Below are 18,751 nucleotides of genomic sequence, written 5' to 3'. Positions count from 1 at the left end.
TCAATGAATCCGTATTTGTTAGTCAAATACGAGAATGTCTTAAGCTCTGGCAATATCCCCATGAGAGAGATAAAAAACACCAGGTAGGTGAATGCGAAAATATGCCACGCTACAAGAAATTTTTTGGTGCTCATCAATACACCTGCACTGTGCCGAAGGCCTCCAACTGGCCTGAGACTTTGAATGTTGGCGTTCTCACTAACGCCTGCCTGAAAATATTAAAATCATCTTTGCTGATAAAGGTTATGCAACCGTTGCTAACCCCTTTGTACCCAGCCGGATGCAACCTGAAGTTTCCCCGCTCAACGCTACCAATGAAAGTGTGATCATCAAGGTTTGAATCTTCCCTGTATAACCCAAACCATATGAAGTGGTTGGAGCCAGACAGGATGGAGTAAGATGCATCTTTTACGAGGTGTTTGAAGCCACTACCGGGTCTTGTGACAATATAATACTTTCCCGGTGGCAATGGGCCAACATCTACCGTAGCCACATCTTCGGGATTGTTTCTCATAGGTCCTTTATTACCAGAATAAGCAGGGAAGAAACCCACGCCAGGGCAACTCAGGTTAGAGAGCTGCCCGCTGTTCAAGTGAAAGGTGCAACGGATCATCTTTCGTTCCATGCGTCGGAAAACTCGACATTTCCATCACAATATTTCCAGGTTATGCGCTCATAGCGAAGAGCGACGCTCATCAAGATGATTGTGTTTTTCTGTAGCCGGATTTTTGACGTCGTACATAACTGGACAAACTGAAACTACCTTTACACCTTCAAGCAACATGTTGAAGTATTCAACTTCCTGCCCTGCGTCGTTGATTTTGTACCATTTAAACTCTGCGTTGTGCAGTGTCTGGCCTTTTGCTACAGCTTTGTAAAGATACGGGCTTGATGAATCAAACTCTTTTTCAAAGGTAAGGGCGCTGTGAACCCTTGTTCCAGTTATTTTGCCAGTATTATTATCGGTTGGCAGGTGTAACCCATGACCGAATGCCAATATTTCTATACTGCCTTCACGACCTATCACGTCGACAGAGCCTTTGATATCTGCGCCGCCATCGTCTTTGAGAAATAAGTAAGCCGGAATTGCCATTTTAAATACCCCCTGTAGTTGATAAAAACTTTATGACATTACATCTATACTGATTAACAAAATGTAATTTTTATGCACTTGCTGGTTACGGTGATTGTTACGGTGTATATATGTTAATTAGATATAAAACTAATGAATTCATCGGCTGTTTCTTTTGATGCTGGTCATGTAAATCAGGGTAAAGACTGGCCTATTGTAACGAAACTATTTTTACTGCAATTTGTGAAATAAATGTGAGTGAGAACACGGAAGATAAAAACAGAATTACACCCGCAAAAGCGTGATCTGGATGCCGCCGAAATTGCGAGACAAAGCGCGAGATTATCCACACCACTCATAAAGACGTGGCAACGTTAAGCCATGCACAATTTGAAATGTTGCTCATCACGAAACAAAGCCAGCATTTTACCGTGTTGGATGTATGATGCTGGCCTGTGTGCTATGGGTATAAGTTACTGCAGATAACGGCAGAACTTGCAGGGTGCTCTATTACTGCTGGGAAAACTACAGTTTTTCGCTTTAAAAAATGAAATTAAGGGGATGTACATTTTTTGGTTCAATAACTTAATTTGTTAATATTTTTTTGCCTAAATGATTATACAAGTTCAGTTATTTCAACTTTAGAAGTGAGGGATCATGTTAAAAAAATTTTTAAGAGCCATCATTGGTAGAAAGACTGAGCCGCAATCCACGCAGGGGCTTTTTTTCAATGATAATCATTCGGCTTTTGAGTATGCATGCGAGTACATGGATTGTGAGCTGGTCGGAAACATTCCACTTCCAGCGATTGTTTTACCCGGGCCTGAAGGGAAGGATCCGGTCATTACCAGCTCAGGATGCCAGCGAATGTTACTAAAAGTTTGCTCTAATGATGGCGGGTTTTGCGTAATTGCAGATACTGCGCATCCTAATGGTCCACGACTCAGGATAGGTGATCTAGTTTGTTGGGTTCCATTTGTTTATTTGGAACATCTGGTTCAACCTGGTGTGGACCAGCGTTTCGGCTGGTGCGGATTTGTACTTGGCACATTAAAACCGACATTGAATTCAAGTGGATGGCTTGGAGATCAGCGCTTTACTAAATAAATTGAAAAACCACCGGTGATGTTACCGGTGGTTTAAAATGCTCCGATTATAAAGTAATAGGATTCTCTCTTAAAAAATCATCAAGGATCATCAGCATCGAATCAGCGATTTCTTGATGCTATTCCTTCAGTAAATGCTTCCGGATCGTCTATAGCATACCCGCTCCAAATGGCCTGGATTAGTCTGGAGAAGCGCGCAACGCGCTTTTTTCTATGAGGAAGAGATGATGACCGTGATTAATCAGCCTGGCTGTAAATTGTTTACCGATAGTGAACGATTAACCCAGCTCTCAGCCTGGTATGAGGAGGAGCGTCGGACCGTCTGGATGATGTTGCGAGCCCAACCGCGTCCTTGCTTTAACCATGCGCTGATTGAGGAAATCATGAACCTCTCCTGGCTGGTTAAGCAGCAGGGGTTTGACGTCGATTTTTGGGTCACGGGTTCACTGGTATCGGGGATTTACAATACCGGCGGCGATTTGCGTTTCTTTGTGGAATGCATTCGTCACGGGCGACGCGAGGCGCTTCGTGCTTACACCCGGGCTTGTGTTGACTGCGTGCATGCGGCCTCCCGCGCTTTTGATACCGGCGCTATCAGCATTGCGATGATTGAAGGCAGTGCATTGGGTGGCGGGTTTGAAGCGGCGCTGGCGCACCATTTTATTCTTGCCCAGCGCGATGCCCGCATGGGGTTTCCTGAAATCGCCTTTAATCTGTTTCCCGGCATGGGCGGTTATTCCTTAGTGAGTCGGCGTTCCGGCATGAAACTGGCCGAGCAACTGATTTACCGGGGGGAAGCGCATACTGCGGAATGGCACGAACAGCGAGGCTTAGTGGACGTGCTGTTTGAACCAGGGAACAGCTATGTGTCGACGAGAACGTTTATTGACACGCTGTTGCCCAAACTGAATGGTGTCAGGGCCATGTTACGCGCGCGCCAGCGTGTGTTGACCTTGCCTCGCAGCGAATTGATGGATATCACGGAAGATTGGGTCGACGCGGCGTTCTGTCTGCAAGAGAAAGATATCGCTTATATGGAGCGTCTGGTCTTGTTGCAAAATCGCCATACGCAAGCCGCATTGCGTAAAGCCAGTTAGTGGAGAGGTTTGTCTGAAAGGGGGCATTGATTGCCCCTGTTTTGAGGATTAACGCTGGTTACGCGTTTGACGCCGCTTCAGCCAGCGCTCCAGCGCCGCAGCAGGCATAGGTTTAGCAAACAGAAAACCCTGGCGTTCGTTAACGCCGTTTTTGGTCAGAAACGCATCTTCTTTGGCGCTCTCCACCCCTTCCGCAATGACCTGCAAATTCAGCGCCTGGGCAACTGCCACAATGGCGCGAACCAGAGACTGGGCGACAGATTGTTTATGCACATCACGCACGAAAACCTGATCCAGTTTAATGGCATCGATAGGGAAGCGGGCTAACTGAGACAGGGAAGAATACCCGGTGCCGAAGTCATCCAGATGCACCTGCGCACCCAGAGCACTGAACTGCTGGATAACCGACTGCGCCTGCTCTTCGTTTTCAATCAGGCAGCTTTCTGTCAGTTCAACGTCAATCGGGCAGTATTCGAACTTCAGGTCACGTAAAGCCTGTTTCAAATCACTGAAAATGGTCTGATCCGCTAACTGGCGCGCAGAAAGGTTAACCGCAACCCGAAGATTAATGCCCTTGTCGCGCCAGAGCGCCACCTGACGCACCACATCCAGCATGACCCAACGCCCCAGCGGCACAATCAGCCCGGACTCTTCGGCGTAAGAAATGAATTCGCCGGGCGGGATCAACCCACGTTCCGGCGACTCCCAGCGTACCAGCGCTTCCAGGCTACGAACTTCGCCGCGCCAGGTGATTTTCGGCTGATAGTGGATAACCAGTTGGTTATTATCGAGCGCTTTTCGCAGGTTGGTATCCAGCCACAAATATTCAAAAACTCGCTGGTTCATCTCCGGGGAGAACACACAGAACTTGCTCCGGCCGCCTTCCTTCGCGGTATACATCGCCGTATCGGCGTTACGAATCAGGCTTTCACGATCGCTGCCATGCTGCGGCGCGAGTGAAATGCCCAAAGAGCAGCCGGTATACACTTCGATAAGCCCGATGCGGAAAGGATCTCGCAGGCGGTTAAGAATGCGTGAAGCCATCGCTTCAAGGCCACCCTGAGACGTGTTGGTCGCCAGCACGATAAACTCATCGCCACCCAGGCGGGCGAGCGTCTGGCCTTCTTCCAGGCAGCTTAAAATTGACAGGGCAACGGACTGCAACAGTTGGTCACCGAACATGTGGCCATAAGCGTCGTTGACCTTTTTAAAGTTATCGAGGTCGAGATACACAATGCCAATTTGATGCTCACCGCGCGTAGTTATCGCTTCGGTGATCATGTCATTAATGGCATTGCGGTTCGGCAGGCCGGTGATGGTGTCGGTATTCGCCAGAACGCGCAGGCGTTCCTGGGCCCGGCGTTCTTCGGTAATGTCCATACCTGAACAAATCAGGTAGATTTCATTTTTGCCGCTGCCGCTGTGAACGAATTTATTGCGGAATAAAAACAGGCGCTGGCCTTTGCGCGTTTTAATCCAACGCTCCACTTCATAGGAGCTGCCATTTTTGAAGAAGCCACTGATATTGCGTCGGGAGGCCGCCGCCTCGGCCGGGCTCATAAAGAGCTTAAAAACGTTTTGGCCGATGACTTCTTGTTCCTTCATCCCGGTATATTCTTCGCTCAGACGATTGAAACGCTGAATATTGCCGTGACGATCGAGGATAACAATCACGGAGTTAGCTTCGGAAACGACCTGCTCAGCGAAGGAGAGGCCCTGCACCAGGTCACGGGCAACTGAGCCGGTGTCATCCCAGCCAGACGCGTTGCCTGCCCATTGTGATTTATTGATTTTGCGACCCACCAAATGGACAGGAACGGCATTGCCGTAAAGATTGAGGTTCAGGCTAAGGCTGGAGGTGATCACCGTCATCTCGCGGATGCTGTCTGCTTGTTCCGCGCTCAGGGCCACAACCTGACGCGTATCGGTATCCTCACTGGCTGACAGGTGTAGCGCATTGCTGTCACCCGATAAGCGCCAGTACGGACTGGTGGTACCCAGATACCGAAACAGCAGGTTAAGCTCTAGTTCCTCAGCCATTTTTTCTCCCAAACCAACTTAAGCGCGTCACGGAATCATTGAAATAATCGTTACAGCCAGGTCATCCACAGGACGTAAGAGCTCAACATATTGTATTAGCCTGTCGTCGTATACTAATCCCCAAGCCCGAAAAAAGAGCACCGACCAGGCAGCTTATTGATGTGCAATCCGATACACCCTTTCAGTGTGATCGCTTTTGATGGAATGTGGGGGAAAAGAGGAAAAAAATTGTGCCAACTATCGCATTCAGAAGGAAGAAAAGGGCGGCTGAGAATAATTAGCCGCCCTTAAGGTTACGCCTGGAAAGGACGCGCGATAATACTGCGGGTTTCCATACGGACTTCAGCAATCGTGACATCGATAACCTCTGTCACTTTATAAACAGTTTCGCCTTTGATTTGCACGGTGCCATTTTCCTGGCTGCAAACCATTTCATCACGAACGGCATGCAGGAATGGCGCTGGAATAAACGCCACCGCGCCGTTATCAACCAGACGAACACGCATCCCGCCACGGCTGATATCGATGATTTCAGCGGCAAAGCGAGTGTCGGTTCCGGCTTTGTCGTTCAGGAAACGAGCGTACAGCCAGTCCGCCACGTCACGCTCAGCCATGCGGTTCAGACGACGGCGTTCAGCCATCTGCACGGTGGATTCATCCTGCGGACGCGCCGGGGTTTCACCTTTAATGATCGCTTTCAGCAGACGATGGTTCACCATGTCGCCGTATTTACGGATTGGCGAAGTCCAGGTAGCGTAAGCTTCAAGGCCCAGACCGAAGTGCGGACCCGGTTCAATGCTGATTTCTGCAAACGACTGGAAGCGACGAATACGGCTATCGAGGAAGCCTGTTGGCATCGCGTCGAGTTCACGGCGCAGTTTACAGAAGCCTTCCAGCGTCAACACTTCCTGCGGATCGACGTGAACATCATGGCTCTTCATCAGCTCTGCCAGCTGTTCGGTCTTCGCAGCATCGAAACCGGTGTGAACGTTGTAAATCCCGAAACCGAGCTTATCGCGCAGCACGCGAGCCGCGCAGATGTTGGCGGCAATCATGGATTCTTCCACGATACGGTTCGCAATGCGGCGCGGTTCAGCGATGATATCCAGCACTTCGCCTTTCTCACCCAGCACGAAGCGGTAGTCAGGGCGGTCTTTGAACACCAGCGCGTGGTTGTGACGCCATTCGCCGCGCAGCGCGCAAATACGCTCCAGCAGCTTAATTTGGTTGGCGATAGCCTCGCTTTGCGGCTGCCAGCTACCGTTGCCTTCCAGCCAGTCAGACACATCGTCATAGGCCAGTTTGGCTTTTGATTCGATGGTGGCGGCGAAGAATTCAATATCGTCTTCAAGGGTGCCATCTGCTGCGATAATCATGCGGCAGGCAAGGACCGGACGCACTTCATTGGGGCGCAGTGAGCACAAATCGTCAGAGAGTTCACGTGGCAGCATCGGGATGTTGAAGCCCGGCAGATAGTTGGTGAACGCACGAATTTTTGCCGCGTTATCCAGTTTGCTGCCTTCGATAATCCACGCTGTCGGATCGGCGATAGCGACGGTGAGATGCAGTTTACCGTCGGCGGCAATCTCAGCATACAGCGCATCGTCCATATCTTCGGTGCTGGCGCTGTCGATGGTGACAAAGTCCAGCCCGGTCAAATCACGGCGCTCAAGACCTTCGTCCTGCATGTCGGTGGCGGTGCCTTCCGGCGCCACTTTTTCGAGGTTATGGCGAGCGAGTGTAACCCACCATGGCACGAAGTGATCGTCGCCAAAGGTGATGAACTGAGTCAGTTCGGCGTAGAAACTGCGATCGCCTTTCAGCGGATGACGGCGCATCTCTGCAACCGCCCAGTCGCCGTCATTAAAATCGTGTTCCAGACTACGCACAGGGCGGCACTGGATGGCCTCTTTCAGCAGGGGATGATCGGGCACGATGGACAGGCGATCATCTTTTTTCTGTACCCGGCCAACAAAACGCGTCAGGAAAGGCTCGACCAGCTCTTCCGGTTCGGCGCTTTCTTTGCCCTTGTCGCTATGGATGGTGGCAATAATACGGTCGCCATGCATCACTTTTTTCATCTGCGGCGGCGGAATGAAATAGCTTTTCTGGGCATCGACTTCTAAAAAGCCAAAGCCTTTTTCCGTGCCTTTCACCACGCCTTCAGCGCGGGGAGTCTGGGAATGAAGTTGCTGTTTTAGCTGCGCAAGCAGCGGGTTGTCCTGAAACATAATTATGTATTTTCGTGGCCAAAAGAGCGGCTGACAGTTTTACGCGAATATCCCTGTTGCAGCAAGCGGTCTTTAAGGCTTTTACGTAACAGGTAACGCCTCGCCAAGGCCGATTTTTAGCCGATTTAGCCAGCCATTTACCCCGCTCAGGGCAAGCAGCGTGAAAGCCTGTGCGGGAGAGAGATTGTTATCGAGCAAAGGGGTAAACTGCGCGGCGCTAAAACGGTCTGGCGCTTTGGTTAACAGCTGAACGGCCTGGATCACGGCGAGCGCGGCGGGGTTATTCTGGCCCCACTGCTGCAACGCGTTTTCCCCCTCAAGAATAGCCAGCAACAAGGATTCGTCCTGCGCGTGCTGCCAGAAGCAACTGGCGCTGCCGTTGATTCTGGCATTCAGCACAGCGACCAGCGTGGCGTACTCCGGCTCCGTATGCAGAGCGTCGAGCAGATCAATTTCCAGCCTCAGCAACAGTTTATCCCACGCCAACAAAGGTAAGAGCGCATCCAGCTGAAGGTTGCTGAAATCGTGATTTTCAATGACATCGAGATCGGATTTCCAGTCTTGCGTTTGAGCATCAAACAGGGACGCGGGAGCCTCCTCCTGAACGGGCATTCCCGGTAGCCAACGAACCGGAAGACCAAGCAGCGCCTGACCCACAGCCATCACGCGCGCCTGATAGCCGACAAAACCGACAATCTGAGTCATCAGCACAATGTCAGGCACGCTAAGGCCGACGGCATCAAGCTGCTGGCGTGACGCAGAACAAATGACAGAGGGAGAGCCTGCCAGCTGGCGAGCATATTGCGTGATTTGCGCCAGGCGGTGATTGCTTTCGCGTGAAGAGTCCGGGCCAGGCAAGGGGGCCAGACGCGCGGCATAGTGGTTGCACAGCCGCTGCACGCCAAAGACCTGAGCCACTGTCAGTGCGGTGCTCAGACGGTCATAGGCGCTGAAGGTATTCAGGCGGGTGACGGCGACGTCATTGGGAAACAGATGGACGGCTATCTTTGAAGAGAGGTGTAACCACGGCTGACAGTCGTCACTGACCTGCTCTGGCAGCGTCAAATCCAGTAGAAAGCGATCGGCGACATGGGCCGCTTCAGGCACCAGAGGCAGCACATCTGCCGCCTGGTTTCTCGCTTGTGTTTCATGGTACCACTGGCCTTTGCCGTAAACGCGGCGTTGCTCCATGGGGATTCCTTCAGGGCGTCGTATCGTTTATGACTGACTATCCTGACGTAAGGCGAGGGCGGGGAAAAAGATTGATGCGTGATAACAAATAACAGAGTGGAATAACGAAGGAAAAACCGCCCTGCGAGCGCAGGGCGGCGGCAGAACTTATTTCAGTTCCAGCTCGTTCATCGCGGCGATGCTGAAACCACCGTCAACGTGAACGACTTCACCGGAGATACCGGCAGACAGGTCAGAACACAGGAACGCTGCGCTGTTACCGACGTCTTCGATAGTCACGGTGCGGCGAATCGGGGTAACCGCTTCACAGTGAGCCAGCATCTTACGGAAATCTTTGATGCCGGAAGCCGCCAGAGTACGGATTGGGCCAGCAGAGATACCGTTAACACGCACGCCTTCTGGACCCATCGCGTTCGCCATGTAGCGCACGTTAGCTTCCAGAGACGCTTTTGCCAGACCCATCACGTTGTAGTTAGGGATAGCACGCTCAGCACCCAGATAGGACAGGGTCAGCAGCGCAGAACCTGGGTTCAGCATGGAACGGCAAGCTTTAGCCATTGCCACGAAGCTGTAGGAGCTGATGTCGTGAGCGATTTTAAAGCCTTCACGGGTTACGGCATTCACATAGTCGCCGTCCAGCTGATCGCCTGGTGCGAAGCCGATAGAGTGCACGAAACCGTCAAACTTCGGCCACGTTTTCACCAGTTCCGCAAACAGGGCATCAATACTTTCGTCCTGAGCAACATCACATTCCAGAACAATATTGGAACCCAGCTGCGCGGCAAATTCTTCAACACGGCCTTTCAGCTTGTCGTTCTGGTAGGTGAAGGCCAGCTCAGCGCCTTCGCGGTGCATGGCCTGAGCGATACCGTAGGCGATGGACAGTTTGCTGGCAACGCCAGTCACCAGAATGCGCTTACCGGAAAGAAAACCCATAGCTTTTAATCCTTATGTCATTGCTTATTTTTGGCTTTACATTCATTGAGTTACAATAATATAAGCCAGAATAATAGAGAGAGCAGGGCGAAATTATAGCCCACTACGCGCCTGAATTGTCACGTGATTTTTACATCGTCCCCACGATTCAGAGCGAGGGAGAACACAAATTCGACATCTTTCTATTATATCAGCCGCAGCACGAAGGACAGATCCAACCTGATGGCGCGTTCAGTATTTCGACGGCAGATGGCGAATTTCGAGGAGTCGTCCTTCTTCGAGGACGATATACCCGCCCATTTTTAAATCGGCCAGGATTTTCATCACGCTGCTGCGGGAGATATGTGTCTTTTCACGAATATAACGCTCAACGGCAATACTGCTGCGTATCGGTTCCGGCTCGTTCATCAGTTCGAGCAGCTTAAAGCAGATGATTTCATACACCGTTGGAGCACTGAGCTGCTTGCTGTATGAGTACAGTTTATTGGTCACGGCCAGCAGATGTTGAGCGACCGTTTCCCACAGCCCCAATTCCGTAAAATGGTGATAGGCCTCATCCAGCGGCAAAGTGGCAACTTTGCACGGCTCTTTGGTGATCACATAAATCTCACGAACGCTCAATCCAAGGATGTTCGGTGGAAGTAACGTCACAATCAGCAAATTGTCTGATTTGCGACGAACCTCAATAGAGCCGGAAAGGATCAACTGACAAACCCGTGTGTCTTCGCGAAGGATGTTGATGCGTGTTCCTTTCGGATAGCGTTTTACCTCCGCAAAAGGCAATAACGCCTCCACCAGCGTTTTGGCGAAGGGGAAGGGTTCATTCATGTGGCTCAATGAGAAATGACTGTTGTTCATGCACTGAGTACCTGACCAGGTAGGATCTTCTATAAGTATAGATAAAAGTTACACATTTTAGCTAAACCGTCGCGCAGAATAACCGACGTATTCAGAACTTTTTGGGAAGGGTATGCACGTCAACCAGGGTCCCGTCCTGAATGGTAATGTAGTTCCCGGCGCGTAACTCAGAGAGGATCCGCATAATCCCGCTTCGCGATAAATAACAGCGGCTTTGGATATAGTGCAGCACAGACGTTTCAGCCCGTAATTCCTCACTTTCTTCGCACAGCTCCATCAGGATATTCCTCACCGTCTCGTAGGAGTTCATCTGAGACAAGCGCGTGCTGTGGTCGTAAACGCGCGAAGAAATATACATCAGTAAATAAGAGAGCGACTGCCAAAGCTGCTTTTTCGCCACAATGTCACAGGCATTCGCCAGCGGCAGCACGCTAAACGCTGCGTCTGAAGACGGGATCAATGCCATGGAGGGGGCAGACGAACAGAGTTTGCTAAATCCGAAGACAAACGGCGCATGTTCAGTATTCAGGACCAGATTCCGTTTTGGGTTGAACAAATTGACATGGCCTCGGTGCAGCAAAAAACAAAATGCGCTATTGGGTTCAGATAAATTAAGGGGGTGATGAGAGGTAATGATCATCTCTTTGGCTTGCGATTGAAAACTCTCAATAAGTTTTTGAATGTGCTCCACTGGTTTTGTTTCTTTTTTGTTAATAAAGCCTGGCGGGTGTTTCCCCGGATAAAGGGCATCACTTAGCATTGGGCTATCCTCATCATCAGTGTCTCAGAAAAGTCCTTTGATTATCCCTAATTGATGTGGGTAGATGAATAGCCAGGGGCGGTCCAAAAATAGACAACAAGAGTGTTGAATATTAAATTAAAGCGGTGTGCGGTGAGGTGTATTTTTGGATTGATAAATTTATTGAATGTAATATGAGCTTTGCATAATAATTTCCGCAATCGAAGTGTGGGATTGCAGTTATAAGGCCTGCGTGGCTCGATGATAGTGATTACCATATTTCATGGTGATGTAAAAACATGATGATACACAACGCTACCCTCTGTCATCAGGGAGGCGGTTTCTATCGCCTTAAATATAAGATAAGGAAATTTGTGATGAACAAAAATATTATTTCTGCAGTCATTGCTGCTACCGCAGTATTATCTATGAGTAATGTGTTTGCTGCCGCGGGAACGGTCAATTTCACTGGTAAGATTTTGGATTCTGCGTGCGCCGTAGATGTCGCCTCCCAAAACCAGACGGTTGATTTGGGCGAATATTACAAAACTGAATTCACCGGTGTGGGGTCAAGAACGGCAGCCCAGGGATTTAACATCGTATTGAAAAACTGCCCGCCAAGCGTAGCGTCAGCAAAAGTGGTTTTCGACGGTACACCGGAAGCGAGTAACTCAGCTCTGCTGGCCATTGACAGCACCCTTCCAGGTGCCGCAACCGGTGTGGCTATCAACCTGATGAGCGCGGATAAAACCGATCTGCCCCTGAACGGCTCGAATGGTTATCACTACGTATTAAGCTCCACGCAGGACAACACGCTGAATTTCTACGCACAGTATCAATCGACTATCTCTACCGTAGGCGCAGGGCCAGCGAACTCGGTTGCCAACTTCTCTGTGGTCTACAACTAATATTGAGTATTGAAAATCTGGGGCCGTGCCAGGCCCCGTTTTTTATTGAGGTATAAAATGAATTTCCTTAGCAAAACGTTGATTGCCGTGGCCGTCTTTACTACAGGTATTAATGTGGTCAATGCTGGCGTGGTGATTGGCGGAACCCGGGTTATTTTTGATGGCAATAAAAAAGAAGCTGCCATCAGTGTGAATAATCCGGACTCGACGCCGTATCTCATTCAGTCGTGGATTGAAGCGCAAAATGGCATTGCTGAGAAAACCCCTTTTATTATTACGCCACCTTTATATCGTCTGGATAAAAATCGTCAGAATGTTGAGCGCATTATTATGGTAGGGACGCGGGCACAAGACAAAGAGACATTGTACTGGCTGAACATAAAAGCCATTCCGGCGGCGGTGCAAAAAGAAAATACATTGCAGATTGCGGTGAAAACGCGAATCAAGCTGATTTATCGCCCTGCCGCATTGAACGGTGACATACCCGAATCACTGGCGGACAAATTGACCTGGTCACGCTCAGGGAACCAACTTCGGGTGAATAACCCCACGCCATATGTCATGAATTTTAACGAAATTACCGTGAACGGCAAAAAACTCGATGACGTCAGTTACGTCCTTCCAGGGTCCACGGCGCGTTTCCGACTGCCCCAGGAGAGTGGCGGCGGTGCAATGACGTTTACCCTCATCAATGATTATGGCGGGCCTGGGAAGCCTCACCGCGCAACCTTTTAAAGAAGAACGCTGCAAGGTTGTCACAAGGAACACAGGGTTATGATGATAGCGAACTCTCTAAAAACAAGCAGGCCAGGGCGTTTGGCTGTGCTGATGGCCTTCGCCCTGGGGAGTCTCCCGGAGGTGGCCTGGGCACGTGACACGTTCAATCCTGGATTGCTGGAACTGGACAATCCGGGCGCGGGCAAAATTGACCTCTCAGCTTATGAGTCGGGTTCTCAGGCCGCGGGCCGCTATCACGTCGATGTCATTGTGGCCGATCAGCTGGTTGATACGGTGGATATCGATTTTACAGCAAGCACCAACTCTGAAGGCGAAAGTGAGTTGGTGCCCTGCCTGAGCGTCGATCAACTAAAGCAGTGGGGCGTAAAAACAGATCAGTTTCCTGCCCTCAAGACTGAGGGCGATTGTGCCAATCTGGCCGCCATTCCTCTGGCGACCAGCGATTTCCAGTTCAGCACGCAGCGTCTGGTGCTGAGCATCCCGCAGGCGGCGCTGATGCCGGTTGTGCGAGGCTGGGTCGCGCCAGAATTGTGGGATGAAGGCATCAACGCGGCGATGCTCAATTACAGCGTGAGCGGAACCAGCAACTGGGGAGAGCAGCAGAGTAGCAATACTCAATACGCCAATTTACGCCCTGGCATCAATATTGGCCCCTGGCGGCTGCGCAATTACACGACCTGGAACCGTGACAGTGAAGGCAAGGATAAGTGGGCGACGGTTTATACCTACCTGAATCGTGACGTGATCCCGTTGCAAGCCCAACTCACCGCAGGGGACAGCTCAGCGCCCGCTGATGTGTTTGACAGTATGCCGTTTCGTGGCGTGCAACTGGCCTCAGATGACGACATGCTGCCAGATTCTTTGAAAGGGTACGCGCCGGTTATCCGCGGAATCGCTCGAACGAATGCTCAGGTCGTCATCCGTCAAAATGGCTATGTGATTTATCAGAACGCGGTTGCGCCCGGCGCATTCGAAATTACGGATATGTACCCGACAGGCGGTGCCGGTGATTTTGAGGTCACAGTGCAGGAGGCAGATGGCAGCGAACAACATTTTGTTGTGCCGTATGCCTCTCTGCCCGTGCTGCAACGTGAAGGGCGGTCGAAGTATGCCCTGACGGGCGGCCTTTATCGTTCTTACGACAGCAGTGTGGATAAAACCCCCTTTGCGCAGTTGACCAACATCTACGGCTTACCGAAAGGGTTCACGCTGTATGGTGGGATACAGGAATCAACGAAGTATCAATCGGTTGCCGCTGGGCTGGGTAAAAATATGGGAGATATTGGCGCGGTTTCCGTCGATATCACTCAGGCGTGGTCGTCACCCAAAAACGACGCACAAACCAGCGGGCAGTCATGGCGAGCCCGATACAGCAAAAATATCGTGGCGAGCGGTACGAATTTCGCCATTGCGGGCTACCGCTATTCCACCAGTGGCTATTACAGCATGCAGGAAGTGCTGGATACCTACAGCGACAATAATGTTATCCCCGTTCGTCGCCGTAATCGGATGGAATTGACCGTCAGCCAGGCGTTGGGTAACGAACTGGGATCGCTGATGTTAAGTGCAGTAAGGGAAGACTACTGGCATTCAGGGCAAGCGATGAAGTCATACAGCGCGGGGTACAACAATGCCTGGCGAGGGATCAGCTATGGGTTGACCTACACCTGGAGTCAAAACGGCACCTCAAGCGGGTCTGGAAGCCAGACTTCGCGGCAAAACGATCGGCAACTGGCGTTGAATATCAGTGTTCCGCTGGAGAAGTTTCTGCCCAACAGTTGGGTGAATTACAGCCTGAACAACAGCAAAAATGGCGGGACAACTCACCAGATCGGGGTCAGCGGAATGGCGCTGGAAAACAACGCCCTCAACTGGAACGTGCAGCAGGGCTATGGCAGCGACAATGTCGGTTATACCGGCACTATGACGGGCGACTATAAAGGCAGCTACGGCGAAGTAAATGCAGGCTATTCCTATAACCAGCATAACCAACGTCTGAATTATGGCTTGCAGGGTGGGGTCATGGCCCATGCCGATGGTGTGACGCTGTCGCAGCCGTTGGGCGAGACCAATGTGCTGATCAAGGCACCCGGCGCGAAAGGGGTCAGCATCCAAAACCAGAGCGGGGCGAAAACAGACTGGCGCGGGTATACCGTCACCAGCAACCTGACACCGTTTCGTAAAAATGACGTGGCGCTGCGCACCGACTCGTTACCTGATGATGTGGAGTTAGAGCTGACCAACACCACGGTCACGCCAACCCGCGGGGCGGTTGTTCGTGCTGAGTATGTGGCTAACGTCGGCCTTCGGGCATTAATAACGTTAACCCAGGCGAATGGGCAGCCCGTGCCGTTTGGGGCGATGGTGACATTGCTGGCTTCTGCTCATCACGGCGGTTCCATCGTGGGTGAAGGGGGGCAGGTTTATCTGGCCGGGTTAGATGCACAGGGGCATTTAGCGGTTTCGTGGGGAAAGACACCCTCACAGCAATGCAAGGCTGACTACGCCTTTCCCGGGCCGAATAAAGATGCCGTGGTCATAAACGCAAACTTTATTTGTCATTGATATTCAGGGTCAACCTGAAATCTGGATCAAAGTGCTATCAGGTTATAAGATAACGATGAAGACAATATTCATTATTATAGCGGCTGTTATTTTGGGTTTTAATCTCAGCCAGGCGAATGCCACTGAATCCTGCTCGATGGATTCCACCATTAATGCAACGATGTATTTTGGTAGTGTCGCGGTACCCATGGACGCTCCGGTTGGGGCGGTTATCGCGACAGTCGCGCAGACCGCTCAGGCAAGCCTTTGGGCTTATTCCACCACAGGGCAAAAGTCTTGCGACGCTGACCTGAAATTTGTCTACCTCGGTTCAGTATTATCAGGGATTACTGGGGTTTATAATACGAATTTGCCCGGAGTAGGCATTAAGGTCGATGGGATCCCCAATAAGTTGACCGTAACTTCTTCTGGCGCAAATATAAAAACCTATGTTTACCCGACTGGCTATAATATCTCGTTGATTAAAACAGGCCCGATAACCCCTGGCACATTAACGGCTGGGCCACTGGCAACAGGGCAGTTTGGGGATCCGACTGTGTCGAATTTTTTAAACCTCAGCTTAGGTGCCGGAAACAACAGCGTTATTGTTATTGGTTGCTCTCTGCAAACGCCGACGCTGAATTTTCAAATGGGATCTGTTTCGACATCCTCCTTTGGTACGACAGCCGGTAGACCTCTAACCGAAACACAACAAAGTCAAACGTTAGGACTGAATTGCGATTTTGCTGTCAATATCAACGTCAGCCTTACGGGCATTCAAAATCCGGATGTTAGTGATACCAGCGTTCTGGCATTAACGGGGCAAGGGAATAATGATGTGGCGCAAGGTGTTGGGGTACAAATTCTTTATAACGGATCACCTCTTCAGCTTAATAACCAGATAGTCCTCAAGCAATCGTTTGGTGGGGTGGAAACCTTCCCAATCATCGCTCGTTATTATCAGACCAAAACGGCAGTGACCACCGGCAGCGCGAATGCCTCGGCCACGCTGACTATCACCTACCAATAATCAAAAAGGGAATGGCGATGAGAGCGTTAAAACTCAGTCTGATAAGCGCAATGGCCGTGGGCGGACTGCTGGTGGATTTCAGCAGCCAGGCGGAAGATTTGGTCGCATTAAATGTCACCGGAGATATTATTGCGTCCCCCTGTCAGATTGCCAGTGACAGCGTGACAAAATCGGTCAATCTGGGGGATAACCTTCAGTCAGCAAACCTGCAAACAGCGCCTTCTTCCACCCCTTGGGTTCCCTTTACACTTGAATTGGTCTCGTGCCCACTTGGCACTCAACGTGCAACGATGACGATGCACGGTAATGCGGACAGCATCCATCCAGAGGATATGTACCAGAATAGCGGCACGGCGAATAATATTGCCGTACAAGTACAAAGTCAGGCGGGGGATCCCCTGGGTGACGGCAAATCACTGACCGGGAATATTATCAGTGGTGCGTATACCTATAATTTACGCGCCAGGGCTTACAGCCAAAATGGGCATGTCACCTCGGGCACCATCAGTGCTGTGGTAACAGCCACCTTCACCTACCAATAATGTCCGCAACAAAAAACAACTAAAAGGATGTTTAGCCTTTTATTGCTGTAAGGGTAACGTTATGTTGAACGTCCTCATCAAAGACAATGATGTGCTTTTTGTCCATGGAATGAAAAAGTATCTCGCGGAGGTATTTGAGCATGAATATAATCAGAGGGTATGTTTCTTGTCGGAGTTTAATAGTGAAAGTGTCAGTATAGCTGATATCATCATTATTCAACTGTGCAAAGGGGAAAGCTATACTTGCTTCTCTGAGTTTAAGTTTCGCAGTAAGAGTATTATCATTGGTGTGCTGAGTGGAAAGAGCGACCCCATTCAATCATTGCCACATTGTATTAATGACATTCAGTTTATCGCGCGTGATACGTCGCTGGCAGATATTCGTCACTGCATTATTAATGAATGGGAATTGCATCAGGTTTCTGGCTGGAATATACGGGAAAATAGTTGTGGCACTTGCCGTCATAAAATACTCTCGCCGCAACAGTATCGTATCATGGCTCGATTATACCGTGGTGAACCCATACTTCATATAGCCGCTGAATTGGCCATCAGCACCAAGTCTATCTTTTCGCATAAGTATTACATGATGAATAAATTTAACCTGACGACCGATTATGAACTGGTGACGTTCCTGGCGAAGTTTGTCGAGAAGAATAAAAGAAACAGTGAGTTTGGGGGATTCTTCAATTATTGAGGATGCGCCACAAAAAAGGCAGCGAGTTCGCTGCCTGAGACTGATGACAAACCTCTAACGAATGAAGTTTTGTCATGGGTGGCAGAACAAAAAATAAGGAAAATCAATTCATTGATTTTCGGCAGCTCACCACAAAGAAGGAAAAACCACGCTTTTTCCTTCTTTGTCAGCAATCTGAGGCAGCGAGTTCGCTGCCTTTCTGCGTAAACGAGGTTTAGCGATCTTTACGCCACGCGTCGGCCGTCAATGCTTCACCAAAATGCCCGGCAATCAGGCGTTTGGTCAGGTCATGAAGCGGGGAGGCGAGAACATCCGCTGTGCTGCCACGTTCGACAACTTCGCCCTGATGCATCACTAACACCTGATCGCTGATGTGTTTCATCATCCCCAGGTGCTGCGTCACGTAGATATACGAAATGCCCTGTTTTTCCTGCAGTTCCAGCATCAGGTTGATCAGCTGCGAACGCATCGACATATCCAGCGACGCCAGCGCTTCATCACAGATAATCACTTTCGGCCGCAGGATCAACGCGCGAGCCAACCCTAAACGCTGTTTCTGCCCAGGGGCGAGCATGTGAGGGTAGTAACTCACGTGATCCGGCAGCAAACCGACCAGTCGCAGCGTGTCGATAATCTGCTTCTGACGGGCTTCAGGTCCTAAATCCGTGTTCAGACGCAATGGGAAATCGAGGATCTGCGAGATACGCTGACGCGGGTTCAGGGAGGTCGATGGGTCCTGAAAAATCATGCGAATGCGCTGGCTACGAAAAGAGTAGTCACCGAATTCCAGCGGATGATCGTCAATCAGCAGTTCGCCGGTGGTGGGTTCCACCATCCCCGCCAGCATTTTTGCCAGCGTTGATTTGCCGGAACCGTTCTCGCCAATGATCGCCAGCGTCTGTTTTTCGCGCAGGGTAAAGCTGAGCGGCTTAACGGCTTCCAGCGTCTGGCGATGGAACAGGCCCGTCCGGTAGCGGAACGTTTTACTCAGATTGCGAACTTCGAGCAGGGTCTCAACCATC

The 18,751-nt window shown here is 50.5% G+C and carries 16 protein-coding genes and 1 pseudogene; 8 read left to right on the top strand and 9 right to left on the bottom strand.

Features of this window, described 5'->3' with window-relative positions; translation table 11 throughout:
* Positions 1-133: 133 nt before the first annotated feature.
* Together ACLW56_RS00615 and ACLW56_RS00610 are read right to left on the bottom strand one after the other, a co-directional pair.
* Positions 134-613: a DUF2778 domain-containing protein gene (locus ACLW56_RS00615; protein WP_330981881.1), complete on the bottom strand. Its 480-nt coding sequence runs from the start codon at positions 611-613 to the stop codon at positions 134-136.
* Positions 610-1,093 (bottom strand): annotated as a pseudogene (locus ACLW56_RS00610) (Hcp family type VI secretion system effector). The gene ACLW56_RS00615 and the pseudogene ACLW56_RS00610 overlap by 4 nt, the downstream one beginning before the upstream one ends.
* A gap of 636 nt (positions 1,094-1,729) precedes the next feature.
* Here ACLW56_RS00610 and ACLW56_RS00605 point away from each other — a divergent pair.
* Together ACLW56_RS00605 and ACLW56_RS00600 are read left to right on the top strand one after the other, a co-directional pair.
* The gene (locus ACLW56_RS00605) at positions 1,730-2,179 is read left to right on the top strand and encodes a hypothetical protein (RefSeq protein WP_330981880.1); all 450 of its coding nucleotides are present in this window, start codon (positions 1,730-1,732) and stop codon (positions 2,177-2,179) included.
* A 226-nt stretch (positions 2,180-2,405) separates the two neighbouring features.
* Positions 2,406-3,275, top strand: coding sequence for a crotonase/enoyl-CoA hydratase family protein (locus ACLW56_RS00600; protein WP_330981879.1), 870 nt, complete (start codon positions 2,406-2,408; stop codon positions 3,273-3,275).
* 48 nt (positions 3,276-3,323) lie between these two features.
* On the opposite strand, the gene pdeR is transcribed toward ACLW56_RS00600, so the two are convergent.
* The 6 genes from pdeR to ACLW56_RS00570 all read right to left on the bottom strand — a co-directional run bounded on the left by pdeR (position 3,324) and on the right by ACLW56_RS00570 (position 10,997).
* Positions 3,324-5,315, bottom strand: a complete 1,992-nt coding sequence (gene pdeR, locus ACLW56_RS00595; protein WP_330981878.1) for a cyclic di-GMP phosphodiesterase — start codon at positions 5,313-5,315, stop codon at positions 3,324-3,326.
* Between the two features lie 293 nt (positions 5,316-5,608).
* Positions 5,609-7,546, bottom strand: a complete 1,938-nt coding sequence (locus ACLW56_RS00590) for an exoribonuclease II (RefSeq protein WP_330981877.1) — start codon at positions 7,544-7,546, stop codon at positions 5,609-5,611.
* An 81-nt stretch (positions 7,547-7,627) separates the two neighbouring features.
* Complete coding sequence (locus ACLW56_RS00585; protein WP_330981876.1) at positions 7,628-8,737, bottom strand: CMD domain-containing protein; 1,110 nt, start codon at positions 8,735-8,737, stop codon at positions 7,628-7,630.
* Between the two features lie 147 nt (positions 8,738-8,884).
* Positions 8,885-9,673, bottom strand: a complete 789-nt coding sequence (gene fabI, locus ACLW56_RS00580; RefSeq protein WP_330981875.1) for an enoyl-ACP reductase FabI — start codon at positions 9,671-9,673, stop codon at positions 8,885-8,887.
* A gap of 231 nt (positions 9,674-9,904) precedes the next feature.
* Positions 9,905-10,531, bottom strand: coding sequence for a winged helix-turn-helix transcriptional regulator (locus ACLW56_RS00575; protein ID WP_330981874.1), 627 nt, complete (start codon positions 10,529-10,531; stop codon positions 9,905-9,907).
* Between the two features lie 91 nt (positions 10,532-10,622).
* A complete protein-coding gene (locus ACLW56_RS00570) occupies positions 10,623-10,997 on the bottom strand; it encodes a helix-turn-helix domain-containing protein (protein WP_330981873.1) in 375 nt (124 codons plus the stop codon).
* A gap of 650 nt (positions 10,998-11,647) precedes the next feature.
* Between ACLW56_RS00570 and ACLW56_RS00565 the strand changes: the two genes are divergently transcribed.
* The 6 genes from ACLW56_RS00565 to ACLW56_RS00540 all read left to right on the top strand — a co-directional run bounded on the left by ACLW56_RS00565 (position 11,648) and on the right by ACLW56_RS00540 (position 17,729).
* Positions 11,648-12,178, top strand: coding sequence for a fimbrial protein (locus ACLW56_RS00565; protein WP_330981872.1), 531 nt, complete (start codon positions 11,648-11,650; stop codon positions 12,176-12,178).
* A 57-nt stretch (positions 12,179-12,235) separates the two neighbouring features.
* Positions 12,236-12,913 (top strand): molecular chaperone, encoded by a 678-nt coding sequence (locus tag ACLW56_RS00560; protein ID WP_330982099.1) that lies wholly within the window; start codon positions 12,236-12,238, stop codon positions 12,911-12,913.
* A gap of 39 nt (positions 12,914-12,952) precedes the next feature.
* Positions 12,953-15,481: a fimbria/pilus outer membrane usher protein gene (locus ACLW56_RS00555; RefSeq protein ID WP_330981871.1), complete on the top strand. Its 2,529-nt coding sequence runs from the start codon at positions 12,953-12,955 to the stop codon at positions 15,479-15,481.
* 55 nt (positions 15,482-15,536) lie between these two features.
* A complete protein-coding gene (locus ACLW56_RS00550) occupies positions 15,537-16,490 on the top strand; it encodes a fimbrial protein (RefSeq protein WP_330981870.1) in 954 nt (317 codons plus the stop codon).
* 17 nt (positions 16,491-16,507) lie between these two features.
* The gene (locus ACLW56_RS00545) at positions 16,508-17,032 is read left to right on the top strand and encodes a fimbrial protein (RefSeq protein WP_330981869.1); all 525 of its coding nucleotides are present in this window, start codon (positions 16,508-16,510) and stop codon (positions 17,030-17,032) included.
* A gap of 61 nt (positions 17,033-17,093) precedes the next feature.
* Entirely contained in the window at positions 17,094-17,729 is a 636-nt protein-coding gene (locus ACLW56_RS00540) for a LuxR C-terminal-related transcriptional regulator (protein WP_330981868.1), read from the top strand.
* Between the two features lie 214 nt (positions 17,730-17,943).
* Here the strand turns inward: ACLW56_RS00540 and sapF are convergent, their stop codons facing one another.
* A complete protein-coding gene (gene sapF / locus ACLW56_RS00535; protein ID WP_330981867.1) occupies positions 17,944-18,750 on the bottom strand; it encodes a putrescine export ABC transporter ATP-binding protein SapF in 807 nt (268 codons plus the stop codon).
* Between the last annotated feature and the right edge of the window lies 1 nt (position 18,751).

The organism is Pantoea sp. sgz302252 (genome assembly GCF_047713085.1).
Classification (GTDB): Bacteria; Pseudomonadota; Gammaproteobacteria; order Enterobacterales; family Enterobacteriaceae; genus Scandinavium.
This window is presented reverse-complemented; position numbering and strand designations above follow the sequence as displayed.